This window comes from Colwellia sp. RSH04 (assembly GCF_003545765.1).
Lineage (GTDB): Bacteria > Pseudomonadota > Gammaproteobacteria > Enterobacterales > Alteromonadaceae > Colwellia.
Genome location: NZ_QXIO01000008.1, coordinates 100,311 through 113,647 on the forward strand (window position 1 = coordinate 100,311; position 13,337 = coordinate 113,647).

At 35.5% G+C, this 13,337-nt stretch carries 5 protein-coding genes; 3 read left to right on the top strand and 2 right to left on the bottom strand.

From position 1 onward, the window contains the following. Positions 1–2: 2 nt before the first annotated feature. Positions 3–2,372: a S8 family serine peptidase gene (locus tag D1094_RS13760; protein ID WP_118960688.1), complete on the bottom strand. Its 2,370-nt coding sequence runs from the start codon at positions 2,370–2,372 to the stop codon at positions 3–5. Positions 2,373–2,757: 385 nt separating this feature from the next. On the opposite strand from D1094_RS13760, the gene D1094_RS13765 reads away from it, so the two are divergent. From D1094_RS13765 to D1094_RS13775, 3 genes are all read left to right on the top strand, one after another. Continuing rightward, positions 2,758–4,590: a S8 family serine peptidase gene (locus D1094_RS13765; RefSeq protein WP_118960689.1), complete on the top strand. Its 1,833-nt coding sequence runs from the start codon at positions 2,758–2,760 to the stop codon at positions 4,588–4,590. Between the two features lie 245 nt (positions 4,591–4,835). Beyond that, the gene (locus D1094_RS13770; RefSeq protein ID WP_118960690.1) at positions 4,836–6,533 is read left to right on the top strand and encodes a S8 family peptidase; all 1,698 of its coding nucleotides are present in this window, start codon (positions 4,836–4,838) and stop codon (positions 6,531–6,533) included. A 194-nt stretch (positions 6,534–6,727) separates the two neighbouring features. After that, entirely contained in the window at positions 6,728–9,790 is a 3,063-nt protein-coding gene (locus tag D1094_RS13775) for a two-component regulator propeller domain-containing protein (protein WP_259337966.1), read from the top strand. A 17-nt stretch (positions 9,791–9,807) separates the two neighbouring features. Here D1094_RS13775 and D1094_RS13780 read toward each other — a convergent pair whose 3' ends face one another. Continuing rightward, positions 9,808–12,798, bottom strand: coding sequence for an ATP-binding protein (locus D1094_RS13780; RefSeq protein WP_118960692.1), 2,991 nt, complete (start codon positions 12,796–12,798; stop codon positions 9,808–9,810). Positions 12,799–13,337: the final 539 nt, after the last annotated feature.

Sequence of the window (13,337 nt, forward strand, 5' to 3'; positions counted from 1 at the left end):
TGCTAAGGGTTGTATACTGCATTAAGTGATAACCCAGTCACGGCTGAGTAACCATATATACCTATATGCCACTTATCAGCTATAGGGTTTGTGAACGAGCATGACTCTGTGTTGCCATTTTTATAAGGGCGACAATCATAACTTGAACTTGTTGGTTGAGAACCTCGTTTAATGTAAAGGTCTGCATCACCTGAACCACCACTTATATTAAAATCTAGTGCAGACATACCTGCAGGTACATCAATGGTGTAATATTTCCACTCCCTTCTACTAATATTGATATCCGTTATATTTGCACTGCCACCCGTTGCACCATCAGAATTATCCGTATAGCTAGCACTTAAAGAAACTCCAGAAAAGCTTGAGTAAGCAATAAGCTTAACATGATAAGTACCTACCTGCGCTGTCGTAATAGGGCAACTCTCTGTGTTACCGCTTTTATAAGGGCGACAATCATAATTAGTCGTCGTAGGTGCTGAACCAAATTTTACATATAAATCTGCATCACCGGTACCGCCAGACATATTAAATGATAGGTCGGTAGCGTTTGCAGGAACATCTAATGTAAAGCTCAACTCTTGTCCACTAGCAGCGCTGAGGCCAATTTTAGCAATACCATTCTCTAAGCTGTTGCCTGTTGTTGGAGGTGTTGTTGTGCCGCCACCGTTACATGAACTTGCTAAAGCATCAGATGCCGCTTTTGCTTGCACTAAGCCATAACCCGTTTTGTCATCTCTTCCCACGGCTTCTAAATCGGTTGCTGTTGATTTAAGCGCATCGCGTACCTGAGTTGCAGTACAGTCAAAGTTATTACTCCAAACTAGCGCAGCAACACCAGCAACATGTGGTGTTGCCATAGATGTACCATTGTAATATGCGTAGTTTTGATTAGCATTGACACTCAGATTTACGTTACTTCCTAGTTGCGAGACCAGTTGTTGACCTAAAGTTCTATTTATTGAAACGGTCGGTACTGTTACGGCATTTGTTGCATCAACTAAGAAAGGGTTTTGTAAACCAGGGCGATCGCTATTGCTGTATACGATAATGCCTGATGCTCCAGCATCAGCACAAGCCTTTGCTGGATTAATTTCAGGGTAGTTACTTCCTTTTTGGTTATCGTTTCGTTCAGCAAGACAAATATTGCCAGCAACATTACTGCTACAGCTATAACTACTACCTGAAATTGTACAACGCGTTAATGTGCCAGCAGCATTACCATTTATATTGTTAATTGAGAAGTTGCCACCACTTTCTATGTAACGGCTTTGTGGTACTACCTGATCATTAGCATAAGTCGTTGAGCCTAAAGTGATAGAGCCTAAACGGCCGTCACCTGCAACGGTTGAAAGAATCGCTTCCCCTGGAGCTGAAATCTCTACCTGGCTAGTATATTGCGAAAATTCTGCATGCTGGCCATTTTGATCAACAGCACCAACTGCCATTACTGTATCGTAAGAGGCAGGATAAGAAAGTGTTGAGTTGCCATCATTACCTGAAGCTGCAATTAAAAGAACACCAGAATCTGTAGCGGCCTCTAATGCATTTTTTTCAGTATTAGATGAACCAGCACCACCTAAGCTCATGTTAACCACTTTGGCACCGTTGTTAACACATGTGTCAACTGCGTCTGATAAGTCGCCTGAGTAACCCCATCCACTTTCATTGAATACTTTAACAATATGTAGGTTTACATTGGTGCTTGGTAATATTCCTATTACACCTTCAGTATTATTTACTGCAGCAATGGTTCCTGCAACATGAGTACCATGAGAACCACCTGCTTGGAACCAGTTTCCTGTTCCTGAGTTATTAGTGCCTGTTGCATTATTCGCATTTAGATCTGGGTTTGATTGTTGGTAGCCTGAATCAATAATACAAACAGTCATGTTTGAAGCATCATTATCAGTCAATAAATTAGATTGAGTGTTATTAATACCCCATGGTTCGTTTTGTGAGAATAGGAAACGTTGATAATCAGGCTCAATTGATTCAACAGAAGGGTGCTTAAGCATCTTTTCTATCAGTTTATTAATATCCTTAACATGTGTTAATTTTCCCATTGAAATGACATGGCTACCACGCTTCAAAATCTTAACGTGCGATAAGTCTAAACCAACTTTTTTTGCTAAGCCTGGTGGTACAAATGGACCATGCTTTTTGTCTTTAAAAGTAATAATTAATCTATCAGTATAATCATTGCGATTTAATTTTTGCTGTTCACGCCAGTTTGCAAAACTAGTTTGTGTTGCACTGTTATGAGTAACAGCTTTTTCAGCTTTTTCTAGTTTTGCTGACATAGCATTGGAATTTGCTGAAGCAATTACAGCTAATGCCAATGTGCTGAGTACATATTTATTATGGGTCTTCATTTAATGGTGTCTCCATTATGTTTTTGAATATTGATAGCTTTTAACTACTCTTGTTTTTTTACCCTTAGTTGAATCAACATCAACCTTATTCATCATGTAATTAATATTGTAATGTCACTAGCAATAATCAGACGTTTCTTAGTGACTTTACGACTAAGAAAGAAAAGAAATTAAGTTTTTATTTTCTTTATGTTATTGATTGTTAGGCTTTAATTTTCTTGCTGTCGTTTTTGTATGAAAACTTGTCGTGTTTTTGCTAGGTGACCTGTTTGTATTCTGTAGTATCGATAGCACTTGCAGATAGGAAGCGATTAATAAAAAAATGGAATTCTATAATCTTGTCAAAAGATAATTATAATAAACATGCCCTAGGGTGGAGAGATATATGAAAATTTCAAAGTTTGCTAGTTCGTTAGTTGCCGTAGCAGTATCAACAGTTTTTACAGCACAAGCTGCCGATGATAGATACATTATTCAAGTTGATAATAGTAAGAAAGGTGTTGTGAAAGCCCTTGCTAAAAAATTAGGTGGCGACTTAAAGGTTGACGGTAATGGGTTTATCGCAGCTTCATTTAACGGAAAAAGTTTAGATGACGTAAAGGGCATTTTGAATAATCCTCATATTAAGGTAATTGAAGAAGATCAACGTCGTATGCCATCTGCAGCATATAGTGATGATGCAGGAAACCCAATGACTTCACAGCTAACTCCTTACGCTGTTTACCAATCACAAGCAAACCAAGTTAACTTTAATGCTTCTGCTGGCATGAAAGTATGTGTTATAGATTCAGGTTTAGATCGTTCAAATCCTGATTTTGAGTGGAATAATATTTCAGGTGATAACGACTCAGGCACTGGCAATTGGGATGAGCATGGTGGTCCTCACGGCACACACGTAGCTGGTACCATCGGTGCTGCAGATAATAATGTCGGCGTTGTAGGTATGGCTCCTGGCGTTGATATGCATATTGTAAAAGTATTTAATGCTGATGGTTGGGGTTACTCTTCAGATTTAGCTCATGCTGCTGATAAATGTAGTGCAGCAGGCGCAAACATTATTAGCATGAGCCTTGGTGGTGGAGGAGCAAACAGCACTGAAGAAAATGCATTTGACGCTTTCACAAATAATGGTGGATTAGTATTAGCAGCAGCTGGTAACGATGGTAATAATGTGCGTTCATTTCCAGCAGGTTACTCATCAGTAATGATGATTGGCGCTAATGATGCAGACAATAATATTGCTGATTTCTCACAATACCCTAGTTGTACAACAACTTCGGGCAAAGGTAGAAGACAAACTACAACTACAGATGAAACAATTTGTGTTGAAGTAACAGCTGGCGGCGTAGATACGTTATCAACTTACCCAGCAGGTATGGCAACAAGTGCGTCTATGTCTGCTGATGGTCAAGCTTTTGCTTCTTCGTCAATGGAAAACTCTGGCAGTGTATCGGGTAATACTTACTTTATGGGCACAGCTGAAGCTACTGACTCTGGTGCAAATGGTAATATATGTCTAATTGACCGCGGAAACATTTCATTCCACGATAAAGTTCAAAATTGTGAAAACTCTGGTGGTATTGGCGCAGTTATTATTAATAATGAAGCGGGTATGTTATACGCTACATTAGGCGATACTAACACAACGTCTATTCCAGCAGTAGGAGCCGCATTTGAAGACCGCACTGCATTACTTTCAGCTTCAACTGCAAATATTACTATTGGTACAAGTGATTATGGCTTTATGAGCGGTACATCAATGGCAACACCAGCTGTTTCTGGTATTGCAGCTCTAGTCTGGTCAAATCATAATGGTTGTACAGGGACTGAAATTCGTGAGGCGCTCAAAGCAACTGCACAAGATTCAGGTGCAGCAGGACATGATGTGTATTTTGGTAGTGGTATTGTTAAAGCAAAAGCAGCTAGTGATTACTTAACGGCAAATGGTTGTGGCGGTGGCGTTACGCCTCCTCCGACTGGTGGTGATATCACGTTAAGTATCTCTACATCAACAGCTAAGCGTAAAACAAATGTAACTTTATCTTGGGCTGATGCTTCTACAGCTAATGTAGACATTATCCGCAATGGCTCTTTAGTTGCAACAACTGCAAATGATGGTTCATACACTGAAAGCTTTAGAAAATCAGGTTCTTATACTTATAAAGTATGTGATCAAGGAACAAATAATTGTTCTAATGAACAGTCTGTTTCGTTTTAAGTAAGAAACACTGCACTTATCCAGCTTACTTCTCGTAAGCTGGATATTTTTGTTTTAGTAACCCCAAATATGCTATTTATTGCAATTATGTTTGCTTTGTTATTGACATGTGAGGGTGATACTCGGTAAGTTAAAGCTAGTAACTAAAGGTTTACTTTATTTTAACAAGTGAGCATGTACGTTATATAACACGGGTCTTGTAAGTAATAAGCAGTAGATTAGTGTACTTACCATAGGGGAAAAATATGTTGTTTGAATCTTATAAAAGATTTGTAAAGCCTTTAATAATATTAACAATTATAAGTTTGGCAACAGGAAGTTATGTCTTAACAAGGATAAGTCATCAAGAAAGTACAACCCAATCTTATATTCTTAGTGCAAAAGATTTTTCTTTATTAAAAGAAGATGTTGCTTCATTAGGGCTAACTCCATCCCATGAATTAGCCATTATTAATGCGCTGGCTATAGAATTATCTAAACAACAATTAACTTTACTTCAAGATAAAGTGGAGCTATTTGTTACGCCTAACTATCAAGTTAAATTAGCTTACGCAAATAATGGTTGGAGAAAAGGTCAACGACGTTGGCAGCCAAAAGCAGCAGTAAATCAAGTTATCGATGCTACATCAGCCCATCAAGTAAGAAACTTCGGAGATGCGGTAACGATAGGTTTCTTAGATACAGGTTTAGATCAACTTTCAGGCTTATCTACTGATTTATATGGTAAAGATAAAGCTTGGGGAACTTATGATGCAATTAATAATACCTTGCATAATTATGACGATGAAGCTAACGGTCATGGAACGCATGTAGCTAGTATTGCAGGTAATAGTGATTTTGATATTAACGGGAAGCTTTATGGGGTTGCTCCAAATGCTTCTATTGTAGGTATTAAAGCATTTGATTATGAAGGTAAGGCGACCTATGCAGATGTTATTCGTGGCATTGAATGGGCAATTCAAGTTAAAGACCAAATAAATTTACGTATATTAAATATGTCATTTAGTGGTCCTGTTAGATCACTTTATTGGCAAGACCCGTTAAACCAAGCAGTGATGAAAGCTTGGCAATCGGGCATTGTTGTAATCGCATCTTCTGGAAATAAAGGGCCTGAACCCATGACTGTGGGCGTACCAGGGAATGTGCCTTACATTATTACTGTAGGAGCAATGACTGACTTTTATACAGAGTCAAATACTCAAGACGATAAACTCGCGAGCTTTAGTTCAGCAGGGCCTACGCCTTCGGGTTTTGTTAAGCCTGATATACTGGCACCCGGCGGTCATATCTCAGGTTTAATGTCATTTGATTCTGAAATTGTAACTCAACATCCTGAGTTTCATGATGGTGGACGTTACTTTGAAATGTCAGGCACATCACAAGCTGCTGGTGTAATTTCAGGTGTAGTGGCATTAATGTTAACAGATAACCCAAACTTGTCACCTGATGATGTGAAATGCAGATTGATGGACAGTGCTCATCACGCTTTAGACAACAATGGAAAACTGGCATACAGTGTATTTCAGCAAGGTGCTGGTGTAGTGAATGCAAAAGACGCTATTGAAAGCAGTGCTTTTGGATGTGCAAATCAATCATTAAATATTGCTAAAGATTTAGCTGGTGAAAATCATTTCTTTGGACCTGCAAATATAGATGAAAATGGTAATTTTTATATTGAAGGTTTGGGTGAGGAGTATGTTTGGCAGCATAACCAGAAGTTAATTGATGGTAGTGGTTTAATTTGGAAAAATCATTTTGTTTCGGATGGTTTAATTTGGAAAAACTCTGCAACTACAGATGGTTTGATTTGGAAAAATAATTTCGAAACAAAAGTTTTAGTTTGGGATGAACAGGCTTTAGTTGATGGTCTTATATGGAAGAATAACCTGCAAGGGAGTGAAGCCGCTACAATCGCAGTTAATAACTGGGTTGATCAAGAATAGTTATTATCCTTTCCATATAAAAGCCACTACTTGAAGTAGTGGCTTTTTCATTTAATATAGATTTTTATTTATATTGTTTCTCAGACGTTGGTACAAGCTTCGTGAAAAAACTTATCATACTATTATTACTATTTAATCAGAGTACATTTGCTCAAGAGGTAAAGTTATTCAAAAGGTTCAATGTAGATAATCCAATGTCTTACCTTTTTGTTAGAACATTAGCTCAGGATAAAAATGGATTTATGTGGGTAGGGTCACAAGAAGGATTACATCGGTTTGATGGTTACCATTATATGAGCTTTCATCATGATACAAACTTATCTAGCTCTTTAAGCTCAAATGTTGTTAGTAGTATTATTATAAATAAACGCGATGAACTTTGGGTTGGAACGCGAGGAGGAGGTTTAAACCTTTACCAAGAAAAAAGTCAAGATTTTATACACTTTTCAACGAAAAACAAAAGCTTACCATTATCAAATGATAGTGTGAATACACTATATGAAAGCAATGACGGCAACCTTTGGGTTGGTACTGACAATGGTATCAATATTATTTACCCAGAAGAGGGTAAATGGCGGGTTAAACAAATTCACCAAGAATTAGGAAACCCTAATAGCTTATCGCACAATACTGTGCATGCCATTACTGAAATTGAAGATAATCGAGTATTGGTTGGTACAAATGGTGGTGGAATCTCTGTCTTTGATAAAAAAGGAAATTTTTTAACAACACTAACTTACCAATCACAGGAAAAAAATATCGGTAATGATCAATTTATTAATGCTCTGCTTTCAGATAAGCAAGGATACGTTTGGATTGGTACTGTTGATAATGGCTTAATAAGGTATCACCCTAAAGATAAAAAATTTAAGCATTATAAATTTGATATTAGCGATGAAAAATCCATTATTAGTAATACGATTGAAGATGTCTTTCAAGACTCTACTGGGCAAATATGGATTGCTACTGATAAAGGTGCATTAATTTACAATGAACTCAATGATAACTTCTTTCGATATAAGCATTCAGCGACAAATCCTTACAGTTTGAGTAATGACTTTACTTTAACGTTTTTTGAGGATAGTAATAATTTGATGTGGATAGGCACTATGACAGGTGTTAATCGATGGGATGCTAATATGACTAAATTTAGACAATATAGTGTCCAAACACATCCTCAATTACAAAATGACAATATCACCAGTTTTGCTCAAGATAATGAAAGCTCAGTGATCTTTAGTACTTACAGTGGAGGTATTTATCGGTTGTCATTATCTGATAATAAAGTTACTCGTATAGATTTTGACAATTACTTTTCATCATTACGCATAATGAAGTTATTTTATGATGGAGATTATTTATGGGTGGGAACCCGCTCTTCTGGCTTATTCAAAATAGACTTACAGAGTAAATTAATAACCGCATATAAGCATATTGAAACCGACAATACATCTATTTCTGCTAATAGTATTACTGATATTTTAAAAGATAGTGATGAAAATCTTTGGGTATCTACTTTTCATCAAGGACTAAATAGACTTAATTCTGATGATAATTTTACGCGCTTTGCTCATAACAAAAGTAATATTGAACTCGAGCCAAGTAGCAACCATATTTTACATATGTTAGATGATAAACAGGGTGGGCTTTGGCTTGCGACATATGGTGGAGGATTAAGTCGATTAGATCTAAAAACCATGAAGTTTACTCATATTCGTCATGATGAATCGAAAACTGGAAGTATTTCTAGTGATTTATCATGGTTTATGTACCAGGATAGAGATGAAAACTTTTGGGTTGGCACACAAGCTGCTGGACTAAACATAATGAAGCAACATGATATGGAAAATAATCAATTTTCATTTCAGTATTTAGATACAAAAGATGGTATGAAAAGTCGAACTGTTTATGGGATATCTCAAGATGATCGTGGCTTCTTATGGTTTAGTACAAATAAAGGAATATCTCGTTATGATAGTAAAAATTCTCGTTTTAAGCATTTTGGGCTTAGTCATGGGTTAATTGATTTAGATTTCAATCATGGTTCAATTTTTTCTAGTGCTGATAACACGATATATTTTGGTGCAGGTAAAAGTTTTGTTAGTGTTAACCCAAACGATATTGAAGGTTCTAGGCAAGCACCAGTTGTTCGTTTAACAAATATACTAAACTTAAATGAGCCGATTGTTTTTGATGAAAGTTTAAGTGACTTATCCGAAGTTATTTTTAATTATAAGGATCAAGTTCTTTCTTTTGAGTATGTTGGTTTGAATTATGCCAATCCAGAATCAACGCGATATAAGTATAGATTACTTGGCTTTGATCAACAGTGGGTAAATGCTGATAAATTAAGACGGGCAACATATACAAATTTACCTCAAGGAAGTTATCAGTTGCAGATTATTGCAGGCAATAGCGATGATGTTTGGAGTAAACCGTATCAATTGAATGTAATTATGAAGCCTGCACCTTGGAATACGTGGTGGGCTTATTTTATTTATGTTTCAATAGTTGCTTTTGCTATTTTAATGTATTCACGCTTTTTAAATCGAAAATTGCTGTTAGAGCAACAACAAAAGCAATTATTAGAGAAACAAGTAGAAGAAAAAACAGAAAAGTATACGCAAAAAAATTCTGAACTAGAGCATGTTAATAAGCAGTTAGAAAAAGCAGCAACTATCGATAAAGTCACTGGCGTAAAAAGCCGTCGCTATCTGGATATTTACATAGAGCAAGCTAGCCAGTTAATGAATAATATTCATCAAAATTTGTTACCTGTTCAGCGTAATATATTGCCTAGGCTTTATATCCTAATGATAAGAATCGATGATCTAGATAATGTAACTAATAGCCAACTCGTTAACTTAACTGATTTACTGCTTTATAGCCGTAATTCTGATGATTTAGTTATACGCTGGTCAACTGATACTTTTGCTATTATTGGTTATGAAAAAGAAAATAATGCCGCAGAATTATCTATACGCTTAACGAAGCGACTTGAGGATATTTTGGGGCCTCAAACAACGGTAAGTATGGCGTATTCTTTTTATCCTTTTAACCGTGAGCAGCCTGTTGATGTATCGTGGGATCAAGTCAACGTAATTATTGAGTTAGGGTTAAATTTAGTTAAAGATGAGTCAAACTTGTCTTGGTTAGGTTTATGTGAGCCTAAAGAGCAGCCATTTAATTACATGAATGTGTTGAAAGTTAATAAGCTTGTCGTGTTAAAGCAGCAAGTCGTAATTAAACAGGGATAATATAACAAAAATAGTAATCAACTGGATTCCACGTGCTTCTGTTGGAATTGTTTTGGTGTACAGCCGAAACTTTCTTTGAAGCACCTTCCAAAATAAGTTTGTGACGAGAAGCCTACATCTAATGCAATACGTCCTATTTGTGTTCCACTTTTTAATAATGCTTGTGCTTTTCTTAAGCGAAACTCTTTAATGAAGTTATTAGGTGTTGTCCCTAATAGTACTTTTATTTTTCGTTGTAGTTGTCTTTCACTCATGGCCATTTCATTGGCTAAATGAGATATTCCTAGCTCTGTTTCAGCATACATTTCTGCGGTAATTTGCTCCAATTTTGATAAAAATTGTTCATTGATTGAATCTGTGTTGTGATCGTTTTCTAATAAATAGGCGACATTTTGATGTGATGTTTCTTTTCTTTCTTCTTTTTGTGTATTAGCAATTTTTTGCTGAAAGCTTTGTTGAAGCTGTTTTCTATTTACGATTAAGTTGTCAATTCTCACTAAAAGCTCTTGTTGGTTAAAAGGTTTACTTAAGTAATCATCAGCTTGTAAATTTAATCCATGTAATCGACTATCAAGATCAGACCTTGCAGTTAATAATATAATTGGAATATGTGAAGTAATATCGTTGTCTTTCAATTGTTTTAATACTTCAAAACCGTCGATACCAGTCAGCATAATATCGCAAACAATTAAATCTGGCAGGTACTCTTCAGCTAATGTTAAACCCAGTTCTCCACTGCTCGCTAATAAACAATGATGTTTTTGTTCGATAACTTGCTTAATATGGCCTTGCATATCTAAGTTATCTTCGATCACTAATATCACTTGTTGTGAATGATCTGTTTGTTTATTTATTTGTTCTTTTTGTTCAACCAATAATGATGATACTTCATTTTCAGAAATACTCATTGGGAGAGAACTTTCAATTTTTACGGGTTGTGCAAGTGGTATTGAAAGAGAAAATTTGCTTCCTTGGTTGTATTCACTGACTAAATTAATGCGCCATTGATGTGCTTTAACTAACTCGTTTACTAGAGACAATCCAATACCTACACCGAAAATTGCTTGGTTCTTATCGTCATCGGCGCGCTGAAAACGATCAAATATTTTAGCTTGGGAGGCTTTATTAATACCAATACCAGTATCTATTACATCTAGAATAATTGTGTCTTTATCTTGATAGGCGTTAACTTTTATTTGGCCGCCTGAAGGGGTGTATTTTATTGCATTTGCTAATAAGTTAAATATTATTTTTTCAAAAGCTTGAGCATCACATTCTAACCAAAGATCATCCCCAATATTTGCATCATAGGTTAAGTTACTTTGTGTAGCTAATCTTGAAAATGAATCTGAGGGCATAGACATTAAGGTACTTAGCCTGTAAGTCGACAGTGTTAATGATGGATTGTCTGTTAGGCGAGATAATTCTAGTAATTGCTCCACCATGCGCACTAATCTTAACCCATTACGTTTTGCCGTAGTGAGCTCTTCATTTTCTTGCTGAGTTTTTGCATCAATTAAATACCTATCTAATATTCCATTGATAATTGTTAGTGGAGTTCGAAATTCATGAGAAATATTTGCGATGAATTTATCTTTTAATTCAAGTGTTTGTTTTTCAGCTAATTTCCTTGCTGTTAAGTTAATAAAGGTGATAACAATTAAAGGCTGCTCCTCTCTTTCTGCCCATTGTAACTCTACTTGAACTGGAAACTCTGAGCTGTCAGTTCGTTTTGCAGTACACTCAATAGAAATACCGTTATCTTTTCTTTGTAAGGCATAAACATTACTTTTAAAACTAAAGAAGTAATGCATTTTATCATCGAGTGAAAATAAATTAGCAATTTCAGAGTTTAATAACTCTTGCTCTAAGCATTGAAATATTTGTACCGCAGCAGGATTTGCAGATAAAACTTTGCCTTTAACTGAGCAGGTTAATATAGCATTGTTAGATGCGTTCACAATGGCTTTATCTTTGCTGTGAACCAACGAATTGTTAAGTTGAGTATTTAAGGTTTTTAGGGAGTGCTGTTCATCACTAAGGGTTTCTATGTGCTTCTTTAATTTGAGATGAATTTTCTTTCTATTATACAAAGAAAGAGAAGTTAAAGTGATGGCTATGAATAGCCATATAATAATAAGACCAGACTGGTAACTGGTTTGTACTAAATAAATCAATGAAAACTCAATACCAACTATATGTATCACGATTAAGCTTACTGAAAGCATTAAAATGTATATTTCGGTTTGAGGTACTTGTCTATATGTTACAGGTTTACTTTTTTGTATAAGAGAAAGGTTTGCAGCAAATAATAGTGCGCAATAGGGCAATAGCTGTATTGAGCTATTGAAAAAATATTCTGTGTTGGCTATTTGATAAAACATGATGAAGCTTATTGTTTCATTGAGGAGAATCGCGATAGCCCCGAAAGTCATTAAGCCATAGGTTTTATACCAAAAGTTATGCTGACTGGCGATTGTTAAAACACTTAAGCGAATAACAATAAATAAAGTAATACAAAGATTAAATGATATTGATGGCAAATGAGTTTGGTATTTTTGTTCTGCAAATTCAAATGGCATGATAATAAAATAACAAAAACAAAGGACAGAAAAGCATATAGCAGGTACCTTTCCACTTATATGTTTATTTTGTGCATTTCCTGATAAGTGAGGAGTACTTTCTATGGCGAGTAAAATGAAAAAGTAACTGAGTAACGTTGTAAAGTCTTTAAAAAAAAAGGAAAGCGAAACTTGATTGTACAGGCCAATAAAAGAAGGTATTGAGGCTGAAATAATCGCTAAGCTAAAAAACTGCCAAAACTGTATCAAACTTCTAGACTGACTGTGTTTATACGCGATTACTGTAAAAACAAAGCATAAAAGTTGAATTATCAAAATAGCGTATTGTTTAACATTTGTTGCAGAAGACTCCAGAACATAACCATATGGGAACAAAGTAAGTATAACTGCAATACATAATGCGAAGTTTCTAAAGTTTTTTGGCAATGCTTAAATCCAGATAAAATATTTTGAAAAGTTAACGTTTTATTTGTGAAATTTTAACCTTTAATTGTTAACTTACTATACATTATTTTAACAAAACAAGCGGCTAAGTAAGACTTTTAGCTTATTTTAATAAGTTTAACTTCAGTATTTCTGTAAACTATGTAAGACATGTCGCACAAGGTCGTGAGATATGTTGGCAATTGATGTTGAAAAACCGAAGGTTTTTATTTCTATCTTATTGTTTTGTATAGGGTTGTTATTGTTTTGCTTTTGTTACATTCATATTACAACTAAGTTTTTAGTTATATCATGCTTCTCGCATTTTGAAATAGGTGTATTATTAATACTGTCAGGACGACATGGAGCAGGGGGCTTTATTATGAACAAGGATTCGCTCGCAGGAATACTTGCTTAGGATAAGCAAGAGTGGTTTTAGGATAAACCATGATAATGGAAATATCAAAGGATTGATATAATAAGGATGTTGTAAGGAAACTAGGAAACTCAAAACGGGATGTTTTGTTAAAGGACCTTTAAGG

Bases quoted from the DNA above. Each gene is read 5' to 3' on its own strand.
- D1094_RS13775 (WP_259337966.1), top strand. From the start codon at position 6,728: ATGTCTTACCTTTTTGTTAGAACATTAGCTCAGGATAAAAATGGATTT.
- D1094_RS13770 (WP_118960690.1), top strand. From the start codon at position 4,836: ATGTTGTTTGAATCTTATAAAAGATTTGTAAAGCCTTTAATAATATTA.
- D1094_RS13760 (WP_118960688.1), bottom strand. From the start codon at position 2,372: ATGAAGACCCATAATAAATATGTACTCAGCACATTGGCATTAGCTGTA.
- D1094_RS13765 (WP_118960689.1), top strand. From the start codon at position 2,758: ATGAAAATTTCAAAGTTTGCTAGTTCGTTAGTTGCCGTAGCAGTATCA.